This window comes from Acidovorax sp. sif1233 (assembly GCF_019218755.1).
In the GTDB taxonomy this organism is placed as follows: Bacteria; Pseudomonadota; Gammaproteobacteria; order Burkholderiales; family Burkholderiaceae_C; genus Acidovorax.
On record NZ_JAHUWZ010000012.1, the window covers coordinates 27,664 to 51,853 of the forward strand.

At 69.3% G+C, this 24,190-nt stretch carries 21 protein-coding genes; 8 read left to right on the top strand and 13 right to left on the bottom strand.

Annotation, left to right across the window (positions count from 1 at the left end; all coding sequences use genetic code 11):
- The first annotated feature begins 2 nt into the window (after positions 1 to 2).
- Positions 3 to 1,019 carry an L-threonylcarbamoyladenylate synthase gene (locus KW843_RS25195; protein WP_218297867.1) on the top strand — a complete coding sequence of 339 codons (1,017 nt, stop codon included), beginning with the start codon at positions 3 to 5 and terminating at the stop codon, positions 1,017 to 1,019.
- A gap of 76 nt (positions 1,020 to 1,095) precedes the next feature.
- Positions 1,096 to 2,049, top strand: a complete 954-nt coding sequence (locus KW843_RS25200) for an SGNH/GDSL hydrolase family protein (RefSeq protein ID WP_218297868.1) — start codon at positions 1,096 to 1,098, stop codon at positions 2,047 to 2,049.
- Between the two features lie 118 nt (positions 2,050 to 2,167).
- Here KW843_RS25200 and KW843_RS25205 read toward each other — a convergent pair whose 3' ends face one another.
- From KW843_RS25205 to dacB, 3 genes are all read right to left on the bottom strand, one after another.
- Positions 2,168 to 3,466, bottom strand: a complete 1,299-nt coding sequence (locus KW843_RS25205; protein WP_218297869.1) for a lipase family protein — start codon at positions 3,464 to 3,466, stop codon at positions 2,168 to 2,170.
- 132 nt (positions 3,467 to 3,598) lie between these two features.
- The gene (locus KW843_RS25210; RefSeq protein WP_218297870.1) at positions 3,599 to 3,868 is read right to left on the bottom strand and encodes a SemiSWEET transporter; all 270 of its coding nucleotides are present in this window, start codon (positions 3,866 to 3,868) and stop codon (positions 3,599 to 3,601) included.
- A 71-nt stretch (positions 3,869 to 3,939) separates the two neighbouring features.
- Positions 3,940 to 5,412 (bottom strand): D-alanyl-D-alanine carboxypeptidase/D-alanyl-D-alanine-endopeptidase, encoded by a 1,473-nt coding sequence (gene dacB / locus KW843_RS25215; RefSeq protein WP_218297871.1) that lies wholly within the window; start codon positions 5,410 to 5,412, stop codon positions 3,940 to 3,942.
- Positions 5,413 to 5,512: 100 nt separating this feature from the next.
- Between dacB and KW843_RS25220 the strand changes: the two genes are divergently transcribed.
- The 5 genes from KW843_RS25220 to corA all read left to right on the top strand — a co-directional run bounded on the left by KW843_RS25220 (position 5,513) and on the right by corA (position 9,804).
- Positions 5,513 to 6,511 (top strand): DMT family transporter, encoded by a 999-nt coding sequence (locus KW843_RS25220; protein ID WP_218297872.1) that lies wholly within the window; start codon positions 5,513 to 5,515, stop codon positions 6,509 to 6,511.
- Between the two features lie 31 nt (positions 6,512 to 6,542).
- On the top strand, positions 6,543 to 7,283 hold the full coding sequence (gene tsaB / locus KW843_RS25225; protein ID WP_218297873.1) for a tRNA (adenosine(37)-N6)-threonylcarbamoyltransferase complex dimerization subunit type 1 TsaB: 741 nt from the start codon (positions 6,543 to 6,545) through the stop codon (positions 7,281 to 7,283).
- Between the two features lie 22 nt (positions 7,284 to 7,305).
- Positions 7,306 to 7,785, top strand: a complete 480-nt coding sequence (rimI, locus tag KW843_RS25230; protein ID WP_218297874.1) for a ribosomal protein S18-alanine N-acetyltransferase — start codon at positions 7,306 to 7,308, stop codon at positions 7,783 to 7,785.
- Positions 7,786 to 7,812: 27 nt separating this feature from the next.
- Positions 7,813 to 8,619 carry a uracil-DNA glycosylase family protein gene (locus tag KW843_RS25235; protein ID WP_218297875.1) on the top strand — a complete coding sequence of 269 codons (807 nt, stop codon included), beginning with the start codon at positions 7,813 to 7,815 and terminating at the stop codon, positions 8,617 to 8,619.
- Between the two features lie 198 nt (positions 8,620 to 8,817).
- A complete protein-coding gene (gene corA, locus KW843_RS25240; protein ID WP_218297876.1) occupies positions 8,818 to 9,804 on the top strand; it encodes a magnesium/cobalt transporter CorA in 987 nt (328 codons plus the stop codon).
- 293 nt (positions 9,805 to 10,097) lie between these two features.
- Here corA and KW843_RS25245 read toward each other — a convergent pair whose 3' ends face one another.
- From KW843_RS25245 to KW843_RS25280, 8 genes are all read right to left on the bottom strand, one after another.
- Positions 10,098 to 10,865, bottom strand: coding sequence for a 5'-methylthioadenosine/adenosylhomocysteine nucleosidase (locus tag KW843_RS25245; RefSeq protein ID WP_218297877.1), 768 nt, complete (start codon positions 10,863 to 10,865; stop codon positions 10,098 to 10,100).
- A 130-nt stretch (positions 10,866 to 10,995) separates the two neighbouring features.
- On the bottom strand, positions 10,996 to 12,675 hold the full coding sequence (locus KW843_RS25250) for a long-chain-fatty-acid--CoA ligase (RefSeq protein WP_218297878.1): 1,680 nt from the start codon (positions 12,673 to 12,675) through the stop codon (positions 10,996 to 10,998).
- 91 nt (positions 12,676 to 12,766) lie between these two features.
- Entirely contained in the window at positions 12,767 to 14,179 is a 1,413-nt protein-coding gene (pntB, locus tag KW843_RS25255; protein ID WP_218297879.1) for a Re/Si-specific NAD(P)(+) transhydrogenase subunit beta, read from the bottom strand.
- Between the two features lie 34 nt (positions 14,180 to 14,213).
- Positions 14,214 to 15,815, bottom strand: a complete 1,602-nt coding sequence (locus KW843_RS25260) for a Re/Si-specific NAD(P)(+) transhydrogenase subunit alpha (protein WP_218297880.1) — start codon at positions 15,813 to 15,815, stop codon at positions 14,214 to 14,216.
- A gap of 63 nt (positions 15,816 to 15,878) precedes the next feature.
- Positions 15,879 to 16,430, bottom strand: a complete 552-nt coding sequence (locus KW843_RS25265; protein ID WP_255594944.1) for a hypothetical protein — start codon at positions 16,428 to 16,430, stop codon at positions 15,879 to 15,881.
- A gap of 491 nt (positions 16,431 to 16,921) precedes the next feature.
- On the bottom strand, positions 16,922 to 17,986 hold the full coding sequence (fba, locus tag KW843_RS25270; protein ID WP_218297882.1) for a class II fructose-bisphosphate aldolase: 1,065 nt from the start codon (positions 17,984 to 17,986) through the stop codon (positions 16,922 to 16,924).
- Between the two features lie 80 nt (positions 17,987 to 18,066).
- Positions 18,067 to 19,458, bottom strand: a complete 1,392-nt coding sequence (locus KW843_RS25275) for a histidine kinase dimerization/phospho-acceptor domain-containing protein (protein ID WP_218297883.1) — start codon at positions 19,456 to 19,458, stop codon at positions 18,067 to 18,069.
- Positions 19,455 to 20,162, bottom strand: coding sequence for a response regulator transcription factor (locus KW843_RS25280; RefSeq protein WP_218297884.1), 708 nt, complete (start codon positions 20,160 to 20,162; stop codon positions 19,455 to 19,457). The genes KW843_RS25275 and KW843_RS25280 overlap by 4 nt, the downstream gene beginning before the upstream one ends.
- An 88-nt stretch (positions 20,163 to 20,250) precedes the next feature.
- Here KW843_RS25280 and KW843_RS25285 point away from each other — a divergent pair, with 88 nt between their 5' ends.
- Complete coding sequence (locus KW843_RS25285) at positions 20,251 to 21,003, top strand: phosphatase PAP2 family protein (protein WP_218297885.1); 753 nt, start codon at positions 20,251 to 20,253, stop codon at positions 21,001 to 21,003.
- Between the two features lie 45 nt (positions 21,004 to 21,048).
- On the opposite strand, the gene pyk is transcribed toward KW843_RS25285, so the two are convergent.
- Positions 21,049 to 22,485: a pyruvate kinase gene (pyk, locus tag KW843_RS25290; RefSeq protein ID WP_218297886.1), complete on the bottom strand. Its 1,437-nt coding sequence runs from the start codon at positions 22,483 to 22,485 to the stop codon at positions 21,049 to 21,051.
- Between the two features lie 79 nt (positions 22,486 to 22,564).
- The gene (locus KW843_RS25295) at positions 22,565 to 24,052 is read right to left on the bottom strand and encodes an MFS transporter (RefSeq protein ID WP_255594945.1); all 1,488 of its coding nucleotides are present in this window, start codon (positions 24,050 to 24,052) and stop codon (positions 22,565 to 22,567) included.
- Positions 24,053 to 24,190 lie beyond the last annotated feature (138 nt).

Genomic DNA, 24,190 nt, shown 5'->3' on the forward strand with positions numbered 1-24,190 from the left:
CCATGATTCTTGACGGCACCCAGCCCGCATCTATCGCCGCCGCAGCGCGGGCCGTGCGCAGCGGCGCGCTGCTGGGCCTGCCCACCGAAACCGTGTATGGCCTGGCCGCCGACGCCAGCAGCGATACCGCCGTGGCGCAGATCTTCGCCGCCAAGGGGCGCCCCAGCGATCACCCGCTGATCGTGCACGTGGCCAATGCCGAAGGCATTCGCCACTTCGCCAGCGCGGTGCCGGGCTTCGCGCAGAAGCTCGTCGATGCCTTCTGGCCCGGGCCGCTCACGCTCATCCTGCCGCGCCTGCCCGGCGTGGCCACGGCCGCCACGGGCGGCCAGGACAGCGTGGGGCTGCGCTGCCCCGCCCACCCCGTGGCGCACGCGCTGCTGCTGGCCTGCGCCACGCCCGGCGATGGCGATGCCCTGGGCGGCCCGCCCGTGTGGGGCGTGGCGGCCCCCAGCGCCAACCGCTTTGGCCGCGTGAGCCCCACCACCGCCCGGCACGTGCAGGACGAGCTGGGCGCCGGGCTGCTGGTACTCGACGGTGGCCCGTGCGAAGTGGGCATCGAAAGCACCATCGTGGACTGCACGCGCGGCGTGCCAGTGCTGCTGCGCCCGGGCGCCGTCACGCGCGAGCAGATTGAGGCCGCCTGCGGCACCGCGCCGCTGTCCAGGGACGACCTGCCCGCGCTCACGCCGCGCGCCTCCGGCACGCTCGAAGCCCACTACGCCCCCGCCGCCAAGGTGCGCCTGATGGACGCCAAGGCCCTGCAGACCGGCCTGGACCTGCTGGGCGCCGAGGCCGCCCACATCGCGGTCTATGCCCGTGCCGCGCTGCGCACCCAGTCCTCCAGGCTCGTCATGCGGCGTATGCCCGACGACGCGGCCGCCACGGCCCAGCAGCTGTTCGCCGTGCTGCGCGGCTTCGACGACGACGGCGTGAAACTGATCTGGATCGAGACCCCGCCCGCCGAGCCCGAGTGGGAAGGCGTTCGTGACCGCCTGCAACGGGCATCTGCCGCATGATTCCAGCCGCACAAGGCGGCTTTACATGGGTTGACGTTGCACCGCTAAACTACCCCCCACTTTTCTGGAGAAATACATGGCAGCAAATTGGATGCGCCGCACCGTTCTGGTCGCCGCATGTGCGTCGGCCGCGTTGCTTGCGGCCTGCGGTTCAAGCACCACCGAATCGGCCATCACGCCCGAGCGCTTCATCGCGTTCGGCGATGCCAACAGCGACGTGGGGCAAAAGGGAACGCGCTACACCGTCAATGACGGCAGCGTGAACAACTGGACCCTGCAGGTGGCCGCCAGCTACGGCAAGCCCCTCACGGCCGCCTCGGCGGGCGGCAAGAGCTACGCGGTGGGCAACGCCCGCGTCAAGGCCAAGCCCGACGCCGCGGGCAACGCCAGCACCCCCACCATCACCGAGCAGATCGATACTTTCCTGGCCAGCGGCAGCTTCGCGGCCAACGACGTGGTGATCCTGAGCGGCGGCATCAGCGACGTGATCGCCGGCATGGCCGCCGTGCAGGCAGGCACCCAGACGGAAGCCGCCATGGTGGCCGCAGCCCGCCAGGCCGGTGAGGACATGGCCGCGCAGGTGCGCCGCCTCGTCGCCGCGGGCGCCAAGTACGTGGTGGTGACCGGCACCTATGACCTGAGCAAGACCCCCTGGGCCAAGGCCATCCGCCGCGAGGCGCTGCTGACCGACGCCAGCAGCCGCTTCAACGACGGCCTGCTCGTGGGCATCGTGGACCTCGGCGCCAACGTGCTGTACGTCGATTCCGCCTACTACGTGAACCTGTACACGAGCGTGCCCGCCAACTACGGTTTCAACAACGCCACGACGCCCGTGTGCACCTCCGTGGACGCCGCCAACGGCATCGGCATCGGCGCGGGCCAGGTCAACTCGGCCCTGTGCACCCCCTCGACGCTGCTGGCGGGCGCCAACCAGGCCTCCTACGTGTTCGCCGACCCGGTGTACCTCACCCCTTCGGCACAACGCCAGTTCGGCACCTACGCCCATGACCGGCTGAAGGCGCGCTGGTAACCCGCCTGCGGGGTGGCGGCGCTCGTGGAGCGCGCCACCGGGAGGCACAAAAAGCCGACCCCAGGGTCGGCTTTTTGCTGTGCGCCCTGCCCTGGGCGGGCAGGGCGGATGCCTTTGCCTACTTGACGGTGTCAAACACTGCACGGGCCTGTGCATGGCAGAAGGGTGGCTCATACGTGCCGTGGTAGGCGGCGTAGTAGGTCGCGAATGCGGCCGATGCCGGATCGGTGGGGGCCTGGCCGCCCGGGCCGAAGGTGGCCTGGATCGCGGCATCGACGTCCACCGACGCCACGTTGGGCAGGCCCCGGCTGTCGAAGTCGGCCTTCATGATCCGCTGGTGGATGGCGGGCGGCACCGTGGGGTCGCCAGCGCCGCCGCACAGCAGCACGCGGGCCTTGGGGTTCCAGCCCAGCAGGTCGTTCTTCTTGGCCGCCAGGTACAGGGGGTGGGTGGTGCTGGTCTGCGAGCCCGTGATGAAGGCGGGCTGGAACAGCGCATCACGCGCCTGGTTGGGCGTGCCCGCGGGCAGGGTGCCCGAGGTGACCAGCGTGGTGTAGGTCAGCGTGGGGTGGGGCAGCAGGGTCTCGATGTAGCCCGAGTACGGCGCCTTGAAGACCTGCTTGACGTCCGTGTAGACATCGCCATAGACCTTCTGCCAGGCCGTCACCAGGTACGGAACGAAGAACTGCACGCCCGCGATGGCGTCCGGGATGCGCAGCGAACCCGACAGGTTGTAGGGGCCCGCCAGGTGGGCGCCGGCCACCACGTTGAATTCATTGCCGTAGTCGCGCTCCGCGGAGCGGTGCGCCGCCATCGACGAGTGCCCGCCCTGCGAGTAGCCCGTGAACATGACCTTGCCCGACAGATTGGCGCCCACGGTGCCCGCCGCGTTGCGGGCGGCGCGCACCGAGTCGATGACGGAGGTGGCTTCCGAGTCGGCGTGCAGGTAGGGGTGGTAGCTGTAGCCCGACTTGGCAAACCCCAGGTAGTCGGTGGCCACCACGGCATAGCCCTGGGCGGCGTACATGGCGGCGAGCAGGAAGGTTTCGCTGTCCTGCGGATTGGCCAGGGTGCGGGGCTTTTGCACGTCGGTGCCCTTGGCATAGGCGACCAGCGGCGCGGCGGTGCTGCAGCTGCCCGCGGGCACGAGCATCACGCCGGAGGCGTTGGTGCTCTCGCCCCCCTTGGCGCCCGCGGTGGCGTAATTGAGCGCAACCACCTTCACGTCGCATTTCGCCTTGCCGGTGATGGCCTGCAGGCCGCTGCTGGAAGTGCCTGCGTCGATCTGCGCGGCCGTCAGCGTGGTGAGCACCGCCGGGGGATCGATCAGCGCGCCGCGGGCGGGATCGTCGGAGCCACCGCAGGCAACAAGCAGGACCGCGGCGGCGGCGACACAGGTAAGGCGGAAATACGTCATGAATGGATACCTCAGGTCTGGAAGGAACGACGCATCGTGCGCGCACCTGCACTGCACCATCCATAGGGGATAACGCGGACCGCACCGGGCGCGCAGACGCCTAGGCGACAGCGTGCCGCCACGGGCCGGCGGTCAGTGCCCGCCGCCTGCCCCGTAGGCCACCTTCATTCCCAGGATCGTCCCCGCCAGCGCGAGCGTGATGGCATTGGCCACCACGATGGGCCAGGCCGCCAGGGTCAGCCCATAGACCAGCCACAGCGCCACGCCCGCCGTGAACACGCTGTACATGCCCAGCGAAATGCCGCGGACATCCCGCGTGCGGAAGGTGTGCAGCGCCTGCGGCACGAAGCTGCAGGTGGTCATGGCGGCGGCAAGGTAGCCGATGAGCTCGGTCGTGGGCATGGGGCGGTGGTTCCGGAAACCTGTTCGAAGCGAAGGCCCGGGCGCGCGGGGCCGGGGCAACGCCGGATTATTCACTGGTCACGCGCCGCCCAGTCGACCAGGCTGTCCAGCACGGGCCGCGCTGCGCCGGCATTGGCATGGTTGACGACCGCCACCAGCACATAGCGCCGGCCGCTGGCCGCGTGCACGTAGCCCGCCACGGCCATCACGTCGCGCAGGCTGCCCGTCTTGAGGTGGGCCACGCCCGCGCGGCTCTGGCTGCGGCGCAGCGTGCCGTCCACGCCGGAGATGGGCAGCGAGGCCACGAGCTCCGGCATCACGGGCGAGGCCCAGGCCACCTGCAGCATGCGCGCCAGCGCCTGCGCGGTCAGGCGGGCGTCCCGGCTCAGGCCCGCGCCGTTGTCGGCCAGGGGCAGTTCCGCATCGCCCATGCGCGCGAGCCACCACTGGCGCAGGGCCTCGCGGGCACCGTCGAAGGTGGCCACACCGTTCCTTTGCAATGCCAGCGTGAGGAAGACATGCTGCGCCATCACGTTGTTGCTGTATTTGTTCACATCGCGCACCACCTCGGCCAGGGGGGGCGAGGTGGCCACGAAGGCGGGCTTCAGGCCGGCCGGCACCTTGCCCTCGCGCACGCTGCCCGTGAGCTTGCCGCCCAGTTCGCGCCACATGCCTTCCACCGCGCGCGCCGCAAAGCCGCGCGGGTCGGCCGCCGCCACGGGCCACACGCGTTCGCCGCAGGCGGCCGGGTACACCCCCTGGAAGACCACCTTGGCGGGGTCGGCCAGCTCCGCGCGCAGGGCGCCACGCCAGTCTCCGCACTCGGTGCCCGGCGCCGCCAGCGCCACGGTGGGCTGGCGCGACACGCCCGCCAGGGGCGGGTCGTACTGGATGCGGGCCAGCCCGCCGGCGGCGTCGGGCACGAAGGTCATCACCGAGGACTTGTAGTTGAGCAGCAGCGCGTCGGGCGCGGCGTTGTACGGGCGCAGGGGCTCGCCGTCAAAGCGCGCCGGGTCGTGGTCGGGCACATCGAAGGCGGTGCGGTCGAGCACGATGTCGCCCACGATGACCTGGATGCCTTGGCCCTGCAGGCGCCGCATCAGCAGCCACAGGCGCTCCATGACGAGCTTGGGGTCGCCCTGGCCCTGGATGTAGACATTGCCGCGCAGGCTGCCCTCCTGCACCGTGCCCTGCACATAGACCGGGGTGTTCCACACATAGGCGGGGCCCAGCTGCTCCAGCGCCGCGTAAGTGGTCACCAGCTTCATCACCGACGCCGGGTTGACCTGGGCCTGCGCGCGGTGCGAAAGGCGCGCCGCAGCGCGCCCGCCCTGGGCATCCACGACCACCACCGACAGCGCCTCGCGCGGCAGCCTGGCGCGCTGCAGGGCCGCCTCGACTTCCGGGGGCAACGAAACGGGTGCGGGGGTGGTGGACTGCGCCCCGGCGGCGCCGGCGCCCCCCGCCAGGACAAGCGATGCCGCGCAGCAGCGCACGGCATCCCGCAGCGCATTCCAGCGCCAGGCAACAGGAAGAGAAAACATGGCGGAAGTCTATCGCCCGGCGCCAGGGGCGGCCTCTGCCCCGGCCCCGCCGGCAAGCCAGGCGCCAGCGCTGGCGGCGGCAGGCACCGATAATCCCCCGATGCGCTTTTCTCCTCGTGCCATGGGCCTGCTGGCGGCGGTCGTGACCGTCACCATCTGGACAGGCTTCATCGTCATTGCCCGCGCCTCGGCCCAGCGCACGCTCACCCCGTTCGACATCGCGCTGCTGCGCATCACCGGCGCCAGCCTGGTGCTGCTGCCCTGGGGCTGGTGGATGGTGCGGCGGCGCACGGCGGCGCAGGGCGCGTCCGCCCCGCCCTCCAGCCTGGCGGGCGTCTCGCCCCTGCCGCTGCGCACCACGGCCCTGCTGGGCATCTTCGGCGGGCTGCTGTACGCCATGCTGGCCTACGCGGGGTTCTTCCATGCGCCCGCCACCCACGCGGCCGTGCTGATGCCGGGCAGCCTGCCGCTGTGGACGGCGCTGCTGGCCGCCGCGCTGCTGCGCGACCACATCACCCCGCTGCGTGCCGCGGGCCTGGCCTTCATCGTGGCGGGCGACCTGCTGGTGGGCGGCCGCAGCCTGCTGGCGGCCTTCTCGGGGGGCGACGTGTGGAAGGGCGACCTGCTCTTCATGATGGCGGCCGCGAGTTGGGCCACCTACAGCGTGCTGGCCCGGCGCCACGCGGTGGACGCCGTGCAGGCCACCATCGCGATCACGGCGTTTGCCTGCCTGGTCTATGTGCCCGGCTATGCCCTGCTGACCACGCTGGGCGCCGTCACCAGCCACCTGGCGCTGGCGCCCTGGAGCGAGATCGTCTTTCACATGGTGTTCCAGGGCGGCGGCTCGGTGGTGATCTCGGGCATCGGCTTCACGCGCATGATCCAGCACTATGGGCCCGTGCGCTCCACCATGATCACGGCGCTGGTGCCTGGCCTCTCGGCCATCGGTGCCGTGGTGTTCCTGGACGAGCCGATGTACTGGAACCTCGTCGCCGGCCTGCTGCTGGTGACTGCCGGTATCCTGCTGGGCGTGCTGCGCAGGAGCCCGGCGGGCCCGGCCGCCACCGCCACGCCCGCCCCTGGCCACACCGCCTCCTGACCTCCTTTTGCCGCGCAAACCCCCAGGCCCCATGAATCTGCTTGCCTTCGACACCAGCACCGACACCCTCTCCATCGCGGTACAGCAGGGCGATGCCGTGTGGCATCACACGGGCCCCGGGGGCGCGCAGGCATCGGCCACCCTGATCCCGGCGGTGCGCAGCCTGATGGCGCAGGCCGGCGTGTCGTTCGACACGCTCGAGGCCATCGTGTTTGGCCGGGGGCCGGGTTCCTTCACCGGCCTGCGCACCGCCTGCGCCGTGGCCCAGGGGCTGGCGTTTGGCGCACGCGGGGGCCACGGCGTGCCGGTGCTGCCCGTGGACACCCTGCTCGCGGTGGCCGAGGAGGCGCGCCACGCGCAGGGCTGCACGCGCGTGGTGGCGGTGCTGGACGCGCGCATGGACGAGGTCTACCACGCGCGCTGCGAATGGCGGGCCCCCGAGGCACGCTGGCAGGCCGACGCCGACTTTGGACTGGGCGCGCCGGAATCCGTGCTGCCGCCCCCGGGCTGGACGGTGGCGGGCAATGCGCAGGCCCCCTACGGCGACCGGCTCGCGCCCGATGCCCCCCATGTGGCCGCGCTGCCCACGGCCGGTGCGCTGCTGCGCCTGGCCCCTGCGCTGCTGGCCGCCGGCCACGGCGTGCCAGCCCGCGATGCGCTGCCGCGCTATATCCGCGATAAAGTGGCGCAAACCACCGCCGAACGTGCCGCCCTGCGCGCCGCCCAGGCGGCAGCCAACCCGCAGGAACCCGGGGTTGGCGCGTCCCAGTGAACCTTGTCCTGGCCACCACCGCATGAGCGCCCTGCCCACCCCGCCCGCCCGCGCCCTGGAAGCGCGCTTTGAAACCCTCACGCTCGCGCGGCTCGACGCCGTGCTGGCGGTGGAGCAACGCGCCTATTCGCACCCCTGGACGCGCGGCAACTTCACCGATGCGCTGGCCTCGGGCTACCAGGCCCAGCTGCTCATGGCCGGCGACCATCTGCTGGGCTACTTCGTGGCGATGCTGGGCGTGGACGAAGTGCACCTGCTCAACATCACCGTCACGCCCGAATTCCAGCGCCAGGGCTGGGCGCGGGTGCTGCTCGATGCGCTGGCCCTGTGGGCACGCGGACGGGGCGCGCAGTGGCTGTGGCTGGAGGTGCGCGTGAGCAACCTGCGCGCGCAGCACATCTACCAGGCGCACGGATTTCGCCGCGTGGGCGAACGCAAGCGCTACTACCCCGCGGCCGAGGGCCAGCGCGAAGACGCCGTGGTCATGAGCCTGCCCCTGTAACCCGCAAGAACCACCCACCCCGCCCGTATGAGCCTCCACCTCGATGCGCGACAGCGCGCCATGCTGCAAGAAATGGGCGTCACCGTGTGGGGCCCGCCACAGGCCGTGGCGGTGGCGGCGCCAGCCGCGCAAGCAGCGGGCGCCACAGCAGCCCCCGGCACCGATCGCCCACCGGCGCGGCCCGCCCTGGTGGCCGCCACGACAGCCCTGGCCGCCGCCCCCGACCGCGCGGCGCCCCCCACCCCGCCCCGGGTGCCCGCGCGCGCTGCACCGGCGCCAGCGCAGGACACGCCGCCCTCCACCCTCTCCACCGCGACGGCCCCCGTCGCCCCGGCCCTGAGGCTGCACGCGCCCCAGCCGCTGTACCCCCTGGCCGATCCGGCGCAGGCGCCCGCCGGGCTGGGCCCGGGCTGGCTGATCGTGGCCGAATGCCTCACCCCCGACGACCCGCTGGGCGGCGACGCAGGCCGCCTGCTCGACAACATGCTGCGCGCCATGCAACTGCACCGGCATCCCCGCGTGTTCCTGGCCGCGCTGGAGCGCCCCGCCCCCGGCACGCAGGCGAGCGCGGACATCCAGGCCACGCTGGCCGAGACCGTGGCATCGCTGCAGCCCGCCCTGGTGCTGGTGCTGGGCCATGTCGCGGCGCGCGTGGCGCTGGGCCGCACCGAACCGCTGGGCCGCCTGCGCGCGGGGCCACACGCGCTGGGCGGGTGCCCCGCCGTGGTGACCTACGACCCCGCCTTCCTGCTGCGCTCGCAGGAGACCAAGGCCGCCGCCTGGGCCGACCTGTGCCGGGCACTGGCCATCGTGCGCCAGGCTTCATCCACCTGACCACGGCGGGCGCGGGCTTTTGCCACGGGCCCGCCGCGGCGGCAGTGCCATAATCCGCCGCCTGTCCATTTTTTACGGAGAAAGCTCCTTGGAAACCTACCCGAGTTGGTAGCTTTCAGCTCCCCGGCCTGCCTGCTGTGGGGTTGAAAGCACCCGATCCCCCACACCGCAGATGCCACACAACAAGGGAGTGAGCCCATGCTCAACATCTTCACGCTCGCCAATGGCCGGCTGTTCCAGGAAGAAATCGAGTCCCTGGAAGAGCTGACCCGCTTCCAGCCGATCTGGGTGGACCTGGAAGCCCCCACCCTCGAAGAAAAGCGCTGGATCAAGCAGCATTACGGCCTGTCCATCCCCGAGGATGCGATGGACGAGGACATCGAGGAATCCGCCCGCTTCTACGAAGAAGACAACGGCGAGCTGCACATCCGCAGCGACTTTCTGATCGACGACGACGAAGACCCGCGCTCGGTGCGGGTGGCCTTCATCCTGAACCAGCACAACGCCAACCTCAAGAGCCGGGGTGTGCTGTTCTCCATCCACGACGAGGACGTGCCGGTGTTCCGCCTGCTGCGCATGCGCGCGCGCCGGGCCCCTGGCCTCATCGAGGACGCCAAGGAAGTGCTGCTCAAGCTGTTCGACGCCGACGCCGAATACTCGGCCGACACGCTCGAAGGCATCTACGACGAGCTGGAAAAGGTGAGCACCCAGGTGCTGGCCGGCGACGTGACCGACGCCCGCGCGGGCGAGGTGCTGGCCGCCATCGCGCGCCAGGAAGACTTGAACGGACGCATCCGCCGCAACGTGATGGACACCCGCCGCGCCGTGAGCTTCATGATGCGCAGCAAGATGCTCAACTCCGAGCAGTTCGAGGAAGCCCGCCAGATCCTGCGCGACATCGAGTCGCTGGACAACCACACGGCGTTTTTGTTCGACAAGATCAACTTCCTGATGGACGCCACAGTCGGTTTCATCAACATCAACCAGAACAAGATCATCAAGATCTTCTCGGTGGCCAGCGTGGCGCTGCTGCCACCCACGCTGATCGCCAGCGTGTACGGCATGAACTTCAAGTTCATGCCCGAGCTGGAGTGGAGCTACGGGTATGCCTACGGCATCCTGCTGATGATCGCCAGCGCGGTAGGGCCGATGTGGTACTTCCGCAAGCGGGGCTGGTTGAAGTAGCCCCCTGTGGCGCTGCGCGCCTTCCCCCCCGAGGGGGGACGCCTCCGGTGGACCGGCGAAGCCGGATCCACGGTGGCGCTGGTATTTGGGGTGCGCCGGTTTCACGGCGCAGCTGTCGAACTTGTAGCTGCTGGCGCTGCAGCAGATCCCATGAATCCGAGCCCCTGCCCATTCGGGCTGAGCTTGTCGACACCTGGGCCAGGCAGATGATGGGACTGGCGGTCACTTCAGCGCAGAATATGATTTAAATTGGCCTCTAGCGCTTATTCACCAAGCGCTAGCAGCTATCAATTTCATAGTTTTTGCAAAAACGCCAGCACCATGTGTTCGGCGTAGCGGCTGGCCACGGTCGTGACGAAGAGGGGGAAGTCCGCGTGGGCGGTGTCGTCGGCACGGTCGGAGATGGTGCGCACGGCGGCGAAGGGGATGCCGTAGTCGTGGCACACCTGGGCGACGGCGGCGCCTTCCATTTCCACGGCCAGCACGTCGTGGCCGGCGTCGCGCAACGTGGTGCGCAGACGGTGGGCTTCATCGGCTGCGGAAACAAAGCGGTCCCCGCTGGCCACCAGGCCGTGGTGCGCGCGGTGCAAGACACCCTCCAACGCATCTGTTGCGTCAGTTTTCAAGCCAAATTGGCCGCTGGCCCTTGATACACAAGCGCTGGCCGCTTCCAGAAGCAGAGCAGACAATACAGTGTCGCATGCCAGGCGGCTGCGCGTGTAACCCGGGATCTCCCAGCGGGGGAACAGGGGCGAGGCGTCCATGTCGTGCTGGAGGTAGTCCTGCGCCACCACCACGTCGCCCACGTTCACGCCATCGCCCACACCGCCCGCCACGCCGGTGAAGACGATGCGCGCCACGCCGAAGCGCTCGATGAGCGCCGTGGCCGTGGTGGCCGCCGCCACCTTGCCGATGCCCGAGAGCGCCAGCACCACTGGCCGGCCGCACAGGTCGCCGCGCCAGAAGAAACGGCCGGCATGCACCAGGCGCTGGGGGTGCGACAGGTGCGGGACCAGCGAGCTTTGCTCTTCGGGCAAGGCGCTGAGGATGGCGGTGGTCATGGCCTACGAAACCGACACGTCCCATACCAGCGGACGCCGTGGAACTGGCTTCGCCAGGCCGCTGGCGTCGTCCCCCTTCCCGGCGCGAGCCGAGAGAAGGGGGAAGCCGCGAAGCGGCTCAGGGGGATGGTCATTTCTTGTCGCGCAGCTCGCGGCGCAGGATCTTGCCCACGGGCGTCTTGGGCAGCTCGGTGCGGAACTCGATGACCTTGGGCTGCTTGTAGCCGGTGAGTTCGGCGCGGCAGAACTCCTTGACCTGCGCTTCGGTGAGCGCGGGGTCCTTCTTGACGATCACAAGCTTGACGGCCTCGCCGGTCTTCTCGTCGGGCACGCCCACCACGGCGCATTCGAGCACGCCGGGGCAGTTGGCCACGACTTCTTCGACCTCGTTGGGGTAGACGTTGAAGCCGCTGACCAGCACCATGTCCTTCTTGCGGTCCACGATCTTGAAGAAGCCGCGCTCGTCCATGACGCCGATGTCGCCGGACTTGAAGAAGCCGTCGTCGGTCATGACTTTGGCGGTTTCATCGGGGCGCTGCCAGTAGCCGGCCATCACCTGCGGGCCCTTGATCGCGATTTCGCCGGGCTGGCCGAGGGTGGTCACCTCGCGGCCGTCGTCGTCGAGCAGCTTCATCAGGGTGCCGGGGAGCGGCACGCCAATGGTGCCGGTGAACTCCTTGGCGGTCACGGGGTTGCAGCTGACCGAGGGGCTGGTCTCCGACAGGCCATAGCCCTCGCAGATGGGGCAGCCGGTCTTCTCCAGCCACAGCTTGGCCACGGCGCCCTGCACGGCCATGCCGCCGCCCACCGAGACCTTGAGGTTCTTCCAGTTGACGGTGTTGAAGTCGGGATGGTTGGCCAGGCCGTTGAACAGCGTGTTCACGGCCGGGAAGCTGTGGAAGGTGTGCTTGGACAGTTCCTTGAGCACGGCAGGCAGGTCGCGCGGATTGGGGATCAGGATGGTCTTGCCGCCCGTGCGCATGCTCAGCATCATGTTCACGGTGAACGCGAAGATGTGGTACAGCGGCAGCGCGCAGATGCTGGTCTGCTGCTCGCCCGCGGGCACCTTCTTCATCACCGGGTCGTTCCATGCCTCGGACTGCAGCACGTTGGCGATCACATTGCGGTGCAGCAGCACCGCGCCCTTGCTCACGCCGGTGGTGCCGCCGGTGTATTGCAGCAGCGCGATGTCGTCGGGCCGGATGTCGGGCTTCTTGAGGGTGCCGCGCGTGCCCTGGGCCACCGCGTCATTGAAGCGCACGGCGCCCGGCAGGTTGTAGGCGGGCACCATCTTCTTGACGTTGCGCACCACGTAGTTGACGAGCGCGCCCTTGAGCAGGCCCAGCTGGTCGCCCATGGCGCACAGCACCACGTGCTTGACGGGCGTGTTGGCAATGCAGCTTTGCAGCGTGGTGGCGAAGTTCTCGATGATGACAATGGCCTTGGCGCCCGAATCCTTGAGCTGGTGCTCCAGCTCGCGCGGGGTGTACAGCGGGTTCACGTTGACCACCACGAAGCCCGCGCGCAGGATGGCCGCCACCGTGACGGGGTACTGCGGCACGTTGGGCATCATGATGGCCACGCGGTCGCCCTTGACCAGGCCCAGGCCCTGCAGGTAGGCCGCAAACGCACTGGAGAGCGAGTCTGTCTGGGCATAGGTCACTTCCTTGCCCATGAAGCTGTAGGCCACGCGGCCCGCGTACTTGGTGAACGCCTCGTCCATGAGGGCCACCAGCGACGGGTATTGCGCGGTGTCGATGTCTGCGGGGACGCCTTGCGGATAGGCAGCCAGCCAGGGGCGATTCGTCATTTTTTGTCTCCTGATAAGTTTTATTGAGGCCGTGAGACCATGCTGATTTTTTCAGCACGGTCGTGCTTTTTTCGCGGTGGAATTATGCCCGTCACCCCTTGAGCGCGGAAAGAACTTCGTCGAGCATTTTCTTGGCGTCGCCAAACAGCATGCGGTTGTTGTCCTTGTAGAACAGGGGGTTGTCCACGCCCGCATAGCCCGAGGCCATGGAGCGTTTCATCACGATCGAGGTCTTGGCCTTCCACACTTCGAGCACTGGCATGCCTGCGATGGGGCTGGTCGGGTCGTCCAGAGCGCTGGGATTCACGATGTCGTTGGCGCCGATGACCATGGCCACGTCGGCATTGGGAAAGTCCTCGTTGATCTCGTCCATCTCCATCACGATGTCGTAGGGCACCTTGGCCTCGGCCAGCAGCACGTTCATGTGGCCGGGCATGCGGCCCGCCACGGGGTGGATGGCAAAGCGCACATCCACGCCTTTTTCGCGCAGGGTCTTGGTGATCTCGTACACCGTGTGCTGGGCCTGGGCCACGGCCATGCCGTAGCCGGGCACGATGATGACGCTCTTGGCATCGCGCAGCAGCTCGGCCGTCTCGGCGGAGCTGACGGGCACGGCCTCGCCTTGCGGCTCGGCAGCCTCGCCCTTCTTGGCCGGTGTGCCAGCGCCCGAGCCGAAGCCGCCCGCGATCACGCTGATGAAGTTGCGGTTCATCGCGTTGCACATGATGTAACTCAGGATGGCACCCGACGAGCCCACCAGCGCGCCCGTGACGATGAGCAGGTCGTTGGACAGCATGAAGCCCGTGGCCGCCGCCGCCCAGCCCGAGTAGCTGTTGAGCATGGACACCACCACCGGCATGTCCGCGCCACCGATGGCCATCACCATGTGGATGCCGAACAGCAGCGCGATCGCCGTCATCACCATCAGCGGCACCATGCCCTGTTCGATGGTCTCGGCGCGCAGGAACTCGCGGCCAAACCAGATCACGACCAGCAGCGCGGCCAGGTTCATCCAGTGGCGGCCGGGCAGCAGCAGCGGCTTGCCACCGATCTTGCCGTTGAGCTTGCCAAAGGCGATCAGCGATCCGCTGAACGTGACCGCGCCGATCAGGATGCCGACATAGATCTCCACCTCATGAATGATCTTCTCCGCGCCCTGCAGCTGGATCGAGGTATCGACATAGCTCGCAAACCCCACCAGGCAGGCCGCCAGGCCCACCAGGCTGTGCATGAGCGCGACGAGCTCGGGCATCTGGGTCATCTTGACGACCTTGGCCGCATACAGGCCGATGCCGCCGCCAATGACCAGAGCGCCGACGATCCAGGCCACCCCTGCGGGGCTGACGCGCGGGCCGAACACCGTGGCCAGCACGGCCAGCGCCATGCCGACCATGCCGAACAGGTTGCCCCGGCGCGAGGTTTCGGGGTTGGAGAGCCCGCCCAGGCTCAGGATGAACAAAATGGCCGCGCCCAGGTAGGCGACGGTGGCGAGACTTGGGGACATGTTCTGTGCTCCTCGTGTTCTTGTTGTGATGGAGTTACTTGCGGAACATGGCCAGCATGCGGCGCGTCACCGCAAAGCCGCCGAACATGTTGACGGCCGTGAGCACCAGCGCGGCAAACGCCAGCCACAGGATGAGCCCGTCCGGGCGCCCGTTGACACCCGCATCGGGCGGCGCGATCTGCACCAGCGCGCCGATGGCGATGATGCTGGAGATGGCGTTGGTCACGCTCATCAGTGGCGTGTGCAGCGCGGGCGTGACATTCCACACCACCATGTAGCCGATGAAGCAGGCCAGCACGAACACCGTGAAGTGCCCCAGGAAGGCCACGGGCGCATAGGCGCCGATGGCCCAGAACAGCACGGCCAGCACGGCAAAAACGATGGTCAGCGTCTTGGCGGACATCGGTGCGCCCGGGCCATGGCTGGATTTCTTGGCGGCCACAGGAGCCGCCGCGGCCTTGGGTGCCGGTGCAGGGGCCTGCTTGAGCGGCGGGGCAGGCCAGGTGATCGCCCCATCCTTGACCACGGTGAGGCCGCGGATCGCGTCGTCCTCCATGTTGACCACGGCCACGCCGTCCTTGGCCTTGCACAGCTCTTCCGTCAGGCGCAGCAGGTTGGTGGCGTACAGCGTGGACGACTGCTTGGCCAGGCGCGAGGCCAGGTCGGTGTAGCCGACGATGGTCACGCCATGGCGCACCACCGCCTGGCCGGGCACGGTCAGTTCGCAGTTGCCGCCCTGCTCGGCGGCCATGTCCACGATCACGCTGCCGGGCTTCATGCTCTGCACCATCTCGGCCGTGATGAGCTTGGGCGCGGGCTTGCCGGGGATCAGCGCGGTGGTGATGATGATGTCCGCATCCTTGGCCTGGTCGGCGTACATCTTGCGCTGCGCAGCCTGGAAGCCCTCGCTCATGACCTTGGCGTAACCGCCGCCGCCCGAGCCTTCTTCCTCGTAGTCCACCTTGACGAACTCACCGCCCAGCGACTTGACCTGGTCCGCCACCTCGGCACGTGTGTCGTTGGCGCGCACGATGGCGCCCAGGTTGGCCGCCGTGCCAATGGCCGCAAGACCCGCCACGCCAGCGCCCGCGATGAACACCTTGGCCGGCGGCACCTTGCCCGCGGCCGTGATCTGGCCGTTGAAAAAGCGGCCGAAGGCATTGGCCGCCTCGATGACGGCGCGGTAGCCGCTGACGCCTGCGGTGGACGTGAGCGCATCCATCTTCTGGGCGCGCGACAGCGTGCGCGGCAGGCAGTCGATGGCCAGCACCGTGGCCTTGCGGGCCGCCAGCTGCTGCATGAGCTCGGGGTGCTGGGCGGGCCAGATGAAATCAATGAGCGTCGTGCCCTCGCGCATCAGCGCCACTTCCTCGCTGCTGGGCGGGCGCACCTTGAAGACGATGTCCGATGCAGCCCACAGCGCGGCAGCGTCGCCCACGACCTGGGCCCCGGCGGCACGGTAGGCGTCGTCGCTGAAGTTGGCGGCCTCCCCTGCCCCCGACTCCACGGCAACCGCGAAGCCCAGCTTGATCAGCTTCTCCACCACATCGGGCACGGTGGCCACGCGCTTTTCGCCAGGGAAAGTTTCCCTTGGCACGCCAATGCGCTGCGGCTGCGGGACTGGGCTTGTCTGCATCAGAGGTCTCCTCGAGTTTCGTAATCGTTATGCAAGGCCGCCAGGCAGGGGAGGGCTGGCGCGCTAGCGTCTGGAAGGGGGCGCGGGAAACGGGAACGGCGGAATGGCCAGGTGGCCATCCATCATGCCGGCGCTCAGGCGCACGGCCTGGGCCAGGTCATGGGCCCACTGCTGGAGGGGCAGGCCCGCGGTCAGGAATTCTTCGTTGCTGCGCGGCCGGACGCTGAGCAGCCGCTGGTCCACCAGGGCATCCACCGCCACCCAGACACCCGCTTCGGTGACGTAGCGGTAGCCCACATGCGCGTAGGGAGTGCTCATCGCGATCTGGCGGCTGGCCATCCACTGGACCAGGTCGGGCCGGTTCTTTTCGAGCCACCTGGGACTGCTGGCCCAAAGCTTGAAGCGCAGGCAATCGGCGCGCACGGGGCTGCCGTCCGCGGGATCCTTGACCACGACGTCCTGTTGCGGCGGGCAGTACCCCACCCCTTGCGGAGACCCACGCAGGTCGCCCGTGCGGTTGGTCTGCACCCGCAGCGCGGCCAGCCATTCACCTTGCGCACCCCGCAGCCCCACCGCACGGGTCTGGAGCGGGGTACGGCCTGCGGGACCGGACATGGCTTCTTCGGAAGTGCCCAGGTCTTGCCACGCCCCCGGCGGCAACACCAGACGGGCCCGGCCGACGGGATATTCGGACTTGGGGGGAACGGTCAGGGGCGCGCACGCCACCGTGAACACCGTCACAGCCAACACAGGCAACAGCCGCCGGAACTTTGAAATTGTCAGAGTCATAGAGAAAGGTTCATACGAATTCGCCTTCAATCATCCCACGGCACCCGAGTCCGTCCATCGACGGCTTCTGCCATGCAACAACCAACTCGGTGTAGCTGGTGAGAAATGTGTTGAACGCGCCCTGGTATCGGACACTTCTTGCGGCGCTGCCGGTGGGCAAGCTGACCGCGAGCTTACATGAAGAAGATCTTGTCGCTGTCACCTTTGTCTGCTGTAGAGGGAACTCCCCAGTCTCTGCATGCAGACAGGCAAAAAAAAGCCTGGCAGCACAACGCAACCAGGCTGGGCAGCGGCCCCGCAGGGCCTCGTGCCAACGATCAGTGCACCACTTGCGCCAGCGTACCCGCAGCGTACTGGGCCGCCACGGCCTGCAGGCTCAGGCCCTGGATCTTGCTGCCCTGGCCTTCGCAGCCGAACTCCAGATAGCGGGCCTTGCAGACCTGCTTGGCGGCCTCGCGGGCGGGCTTGAGCCATTCGCGGGCATCGAACTTGTCGGGGTTCTCGGCCAGGAACTTGCGCACCGCGCCGGTCATGGCCAGGCGGATGTCGGTGTCGATGTTGATCTTGCGCACGCCGAACTTGATGGCTTCCTGGATCTCCTCGACCGGCACCCCGTAGGTTTCCTTCATCTTGCCGCCGTACTGGTTGATGATGGCCAGCAGTTCGGCGGGCACCGACGAGGAGCCATGCATCACCAGGTGGGTGTTGGGAATGCGCTTGTGGATTTCCTTGACCCGGCTGATGGCCAGGATGTCGCCGGTGGGCTTGCGGCTGAACTTGTACGCGCCATGGCTGGTGCCGATGGCGATGGCCAGCGCGTCGAGCTGGGTGGCCTTGACGAACACGGCGGCTTCCTCGGGGTCGGTCAGCATCTGGCTGTGGTCCAGCTTGCCTTCGGCGCCGATGCCGTCTTCCTCGCCAGCCTCGCCGGTTTCCAGGTTGCCCAGGCAGCCCAGCTCGCCTTCGACCGTGACACCCACCTTGTGGGCCATCTCCACGACCTTGCGCGTCACGTCGACGTTGTACTCGAACGATGCCGGCGTCTTGCCGTCTTCCATCAGGGATCCGTCCATCATGACCGAGCCAAAGCCCAGGTCGATGGCGCCGGCGCACACCTTGGGCGAGGTGCCGTGGTCCTGGTGCATCACCAGGGGGATGTGCGGGAAGGCCTCGACGGCGGCCTGGATCAGGTGCTTGATGAAAGGCTCGCCCGCGTACTTGCGCGCGCCAGCGCTGGCCTGCAGGATGACCGGCGCGCCCACTTCGTCGGCGGCGGCCATCACGGCCTGGACCTGTTCCAGGTTGTTGACGTTGAAGGCAGGGATGCCGTAGCTGTGGGCGGCGGCATGGTCGAGCAGTTCGCGCATCGAAACGAGGGGCATGGTCGTAGGGTCCGTTGAAGGTTGGAGGAAGGCGCTGTCAGCCTGGCAGTGCGGTGGTAACCGCTTGGTAACCCGTGATTTTAACCGGGGGGCGCGGACGGCGGCAGGGGCAAATCCAACCGGAAACAGGTGGTAAAGGGCGCGGAGGCCGGTGCCGCGCCGAACTGGCCGCCGTGGATGTCCGCCACCCGCCGCAGGATCTCGTGGCCCAGGTGCAGGCTGTCGGAGGTGCCCCTCGCTCCCCCGGAGGCGGGAGCATCGCCAGGGCGCCGGGCGCCGTCGTCGCACACCTGCAGCCATGCACCCGCCCCGTCAGACGCCCCCACCTGCACCGCGATGTGCGTGCCTTGCGGCGTGTGCTTGAGCGCGTTTTCCACCAGATTGCGCGCGGCGATGTCCAGCAGCAGCACATGCCCGGACACCCAGAGCTCCGGCGGGGCCGACAGCGCCATGTCGTCGCCCCGCTGCCACGCCGCCTGCGCGTAGTCGGCGCAGACCTGGCGGGCCACGGCGCACAGGTCCACCGGCGCCTTGGCCTCGTGCAGCTCAGCCCGGCTCGCGCGGGCCAGGGCCAGCAGCTGGTTGAGCACATGGCCGGCCCGCAGGGCATCCTGGCCGATGCGCGCGATGGCCTGCGCCCTGGCACCGGCCTCCAGGTCTCCGGCCAGGGCGCTGGCCTGCAGCGCGATGGAGGACAGCGGCGTGCGCAGCTCGTGGGCGACTTCGTTGGCCAGCCGCCGCTCGCGCACCAGCGCCGCCTGCTGGCGGTCCAGCAAGGTGTTGATGGAGGCGACCACCGACTCGAATTCGCTCCACGCATGGCGCGAGGCCAGGCGCGGCGCGCTGGCGGGGTCGAGGGCGGCCACGTCGGCCGACAGGGCATACAGCGGCCGCAAACCCCGCCACAGGGCCAGGCCCAGCGCGAGCGACACCACGGGAAGCAGCCAGAGGCCGGGCTCGATCATCTGCTCGGCGATGTCCTGCGCGAGTTCATCGCGCTCGCGCAGCTCCAGCAGCACCATGATCTTGCGCATCCGCGCGGCGTCCCATTGCGAGAAGCTGCGCCACACCGTCCCGTCCGGCCCGAGCGCCATGTTGGCGAATCCCTCGACCTCGCCAAAGGCCGGCGCCGGCGCGGTGCCGCTGTGATGGAGCATGCGGCCCTGCGCGTCCCACTGCACGACGCTGAGGGACTGCTGGTAGTCGTGCGACTTGAGCCAGGGCGTGGGGGCGCGCTGGGTGACCTGCGGCCCCTCGGCGGCCTCGGTCGCACGCAGGTTCAGCAGCAGGGCGGCCACGCTGGCCAGGTGCCCGTCGGTCAGTTCGTCCGCCTCGTGCACCCCCGTCTGGTAGCCGATGAACACGAAGCTGCCCCACACCAGCGCCAGCGCTCCAAGGCACCACAGCAGCAGCTGGCGCGTCAGGGACGGCCGGCGAACACGGGCCGCAGAGGCCGCAGGAGAATCACTCATTCCGCGGGCTCCTGGGGCATGAAATAGCCCACGCCGCGCATGGTCTGGATGCACGCGCTGCCCAGCTTGCGGCGCAGGTGGTGGATGTGGACCTCCACCGCGTTGCTCTCGATGGCCGCGTCCCAGCTGTACAGGCGCTCCTCGATCTGCTGGCGCGAGAGCACGCGCCCCCGCGCTTCCAGCAGCACCAGCAGCACCGAAAACTCCCGCGGCGACATCTCCACCGCCTTGCCGCCCTGGTGGACGGTCCGCGCAGCGGGGTCCATTTCGATGTCTGCGTAGCGGATGGTGGGGGACGCCCGGCCGGCGGCCCGGCGCAGCAGGGCCCGCAGGCGCGCGTCCAGCTCATCGATATCGAAGGGCTTGGCCAGGTAGTCGTCGGCGCCCTGGTCCAGCCCCGCGATGCGCTGGTGCACCTGGTCACGGGCGGTGACGATGAGCACGGGGGTGGACGGATCGGGCAGCCCCGGAGCCGCGGCGGCAGCGCCCGGGGCCGGGCTCAGCCGCAGCCGCCGGAGCAATTCGCCGCCGTCTCCGTCGGCCAGCCCCAGGTCCAGCAGCACGGCATCAAAGCGCTCGGCGCGCAGCGCGCTCCACGCACTGGCCACGCCATCGCACACGTCCACCGCGTAGCCGCGCTGGTGCAGGTTGGCACGCAGCCCGCTGGCGATGCCGGCATCGTCTTCGACAACGAGTATTCGCATGCGGCGATTGTCGCCGGGCCCGGCGCCCCCGGACCAGCCGCGGCCCGCCATTAAGGCGGTGTTAAGTGCGGCCTTCTATGGTCCGGGCATGCCATCTTCGCCTTCCCATCCCCATTCCTTCCCGGCCCGCCATCGATTCCTGCTCCTGTGGACACTCGGCCTGCTGGCCGCCGTGGTGGCCTGGGACGCGGGGGGGCAAGACATTCCGCTGGCCCGCGCATTTGGCTCGGCCACGGGATTCCCCCTGCGGGAGCAGTGGTTCTTCGTGCACGTGCTCCATGAAGGCGCACGCCGCCTGGCGTGGCTGCTGGTGCTGCTGCTCGTGGTGGGCGTGTGGTGGCCGCCGCGCGGGGTGCTGCGGCGCATCGATACCGGCGAGCGCCTGCAGATGGCCCTGAGCGCGCTGCTGGCGCTCGCGGTGGTGAGCATCGCCAAGAACCTGAGCGACACGAGCTGCCCCTGGGACCTCGCGGAGTTCGGCGGCGTGGCGCGCTATGCGTCCCACTGGGCGCTGGGCGTGGCCGACGGCGGCGGCGGGCGCTGCTTTCCGGCGGGCCATGCCTCGGCCGGGTTCGCCTTCATCGGCGGCTACTTTGCGCTGCGCCGCAAGGAACCCGCGGCGGCGCGCTGGTGGCTGGCCGCGGCCGTGGCGGCGGGCCTGGTCCTGGGCGGCGCCCAGCAGGTGCGCGGCGCGCACTTCATGAGCCACACGCTCTGGACGGGCTGGCTGTGCTGGGTGTCGGGCTGGCTGTGCGACCTGGGGTTTCAGAAACTGGCGCGGCCCCGCCCGGCCGATACCGGGGAGCAGGACCTGCCAGGGCACGGCGCCCCGTCCCAGTGAAGCCGGGTGCGGGGTGAGGCGGCGTCGCCGCTCCGGCGGCCGCGCTCAACTCGCCACGCAGATCTTCAGCATGTTGGTGCCGCCGGGGGCGCCCATGGGCTCGCCGCAGGTGATGGCGTAGACATCGCCCTTTTGCACGATGTTGCGGCTCTTGAGGTGGCGCTCGGCCTGCTCCAGCGCCGTGTCGCGGTCTGCGCTGGTGTCCATGAGCAAGGGGCGCACGTTGCGGTACATGGCCATCTTGCGCTGCGTGGCGACCTTGGGCGTGAGCGCATAGATCGGAATGTCGATGCTGTGCCGGCTCATCCACAGTGCCGTCGCGCCGCTGTCGGTCATGGCCACGATGGCCTTGGCGCCCAGGTGGTGGGCCGTGAACAGCGCGCCCATGGCGATGGACTGGTCGATCCGGCCGAAGGTCTGGCCGGTGAAGTCGGCGTCGAGCTGGTGGTCTTCGGCCGCCTCGGCCGCCGCGCAAATGGTGGCCATTTCTTCCACCGTCTCGAGCGGGTAGCGGCCGGCGGCTGTCTCGGCGCTCAGCATCACGGCGTCGGTGCCGTCCAGCACGGCGTTGGCCACGTCGCTCACCTCGGCGCGCGTGGGCACGGGGTTGGTGATCATGCTTTCCATCATCTGCGTGGCGGTGATCACGACCTTGTCCTGTTCGCGCGCCATGCGGATCATCTTCTTTTGCAAGGCGGGCACGGCCGCGTTGCCCACTTCCACGGCCAGGTCGCCGCGCGCCACCATGATGCCGTCGCTCACGCGCAGGATGGCTTCCAGGTGCGGGATGGCCTCGGCGCGTTCGATCTTGGCGATCAGGCCCGGCTTGTGGCGGTACTCGGACGCGGCCACGTTGCACAGCTGGCGCGCCATTTCCATGTCGGTCGCGTTCTTCGGAAAGCTCACCGCCACATAGTCGGCCTGGAAGCTCATGGCCGTGCGGATGTCTTCCATGTCCTTGGCGGTGAGGGCCGGTGCCGTGAGGCCCCCGCCCTTCTTGTTGATGCCCTTGTTGTTGGACAGCTCGCCGCCCACCTTGACGGTGGTGTGCACCTCTTCGCCGCGCACCGCATCCACGGTGAGCACGATCAGCCCGTCGTTGAGCAGCAGCAGATCGCCCGCCTTCACGTCGCGCGGCAGTTCCTTGTAGTCCAGCCCCACGCCGTCGATGTCGCCCAGCTCCGTGCGCGAGGCGTCGAGCACGAACTTGGCGCCCGATTCCAGTTGCACCTTGCCCTCCGCGAACTTGCCCACGCGGATCTTGGGGCCCTGCAGGTCGGCCATGATGGCCACTTCGCGGCCCGCGCGCTGGGCCGCGGCGCGCACCGTGGCGGCGCGGTCGATGTGGTCCTGCGCCTTGCCGTGGCTGAAGTTCAGCCGCACCACGTTCACCCCCGCGCGGATCATGGCCTCCAGCAGTGCCGGGTCGCTCGATGCGGGGCCCAGGGTGGCAACAATCTTGGTGGCGCGGCGGGTAGGCATGGGCTTGTCTCTTTCTGTGGGTATGTAATCGAATTTCAATTCTCACACGAAGCGGTTACATGCCGATTACCAGCCGCCCTCAGCCGATGCCCGGAGGGCATCCTTGGCGCCTGCGCGCACGGCTGCCCAGCATGAGGGCCATGGCCCCCACCATCAGCAGCGCGGCGGCCGTGAACGTGGCCCGCATGCCCGCCACCATGGGCATCCCTGAAGCCCCCACGGCATGCGCCAGCGCCGCGCCCATCGCGAACACGGCCCCCATGGCGGAAGCTCCCGTGATGAGCCCCAGGTTGCGCGACAGGTTGAGCAACCCCGCCACGACACCCCGCGCGCCGGGTTCTGCGTGGGCCATGACCGCGGTGTTGTTGGCCGCCTGGAACAGGGCATAGCCCGCCGTCAAGACCGCCAGCGGGACGACATAGCCCGGCACGCCCCACGCGAGCGGCGCCAGCGCCAGGCCGGCGCACCCGGCGAGCATGGCGGCGAGCCCGGCCAGCCCCATGGAATGCGCGCCCAGCCTGTCCACGGCCCTGCCCGCGGGAAGGCCCACCAGCGCGGACACCAGCGGGCCACACGACATGGCGAGCCCGACCTGCGCGGCACCGAGCCCCAGCGCCCCCGACAGATAGAACGGCCCCACCACCAGCGTCGCCATCACCACCGTGGCCACGAGGGTGGTGGTGGCCAGGCCCGCGCCCAAGCCGGGGAGGCGCAACACCGACAACCGGACCAGGGGCGCGGCCACGCGCGCCTGGGCCCACACGAACAGGCATGCCCCCAGCGCCGCAAGGCACAGCAGCGCCCCGTTCAGCAGGCCCCAGCCGCCCCGCCCCATCGTCATGGCCAGCGCGTAGGCCCCCAGCGCGAGGGCCAGCAGCACCGTGCCCAGGGGGTCGAACCCGGGCCTCTCCCCTGCGGCCAGGCGGTCCGCCGGCAGGTGGCGGCGCACCAGCAGCAGGCCCAGGGCGCCCAGCGGCAGGTTGATGAGAAAGATCATCGGCCAGCCGGCCTGGGCGATCAGCACACCGCCCAGCGTCGGCCCCAGGGCCGTGCCCACGGCGGACATGGTGCCCAGCAGGCCCATGGCGCTGCCCGCCCGGTCCTTGGAGACGGTCTCGCCCACGAAGGCCATCGTGAGCGCCATCATCGCGGCCGCGCCCAGCCCCTGCAGCGCCCTGGCGGCGACCAGGAGCCCCAGCGTGGGGGCCGCGGCGCACAGGGCCGAGGCCCCCGTGAACAGGGCCAGCCCCGCCAGCAGCAACCGCCGGCGGCCCACCACGTCGCCCAGCCGGCCCACGCCGACCACGGCCGTGGTGATGGCCAGCAGGTAGGCCAGCACCACCCATTGCACTTCCTGAAAGGGCACGTCCAGCGCCTGCGCCAGCGTGGGCAAGCCGACATTGACGATGCTGGTGCCCAGCGAGGACAGCAGCATGGACAGCGCAAGGCTCGCCAGCGCCCACCGGCTGTCCGAGGGGCCGGTGGCCTGCGGCCCGCCCGCGGCAGGCTGGGGCGGCAGGGAAAAAGTCGCTTGCGGGGGAATAGCGGTGCGGGTGGGGGGTGTCATGGCGGAGGGTCTCCTCGGGAGGCGATGGTTCGCGGGTGCCCGGTCGGCGCCCCTGGAAAACCAGCCACTCCAGCGTAGCCAGGCACGTGGCCCGGCGGAAGACGCAGCATTTGCATTCCATACATGCACCAGACGCCA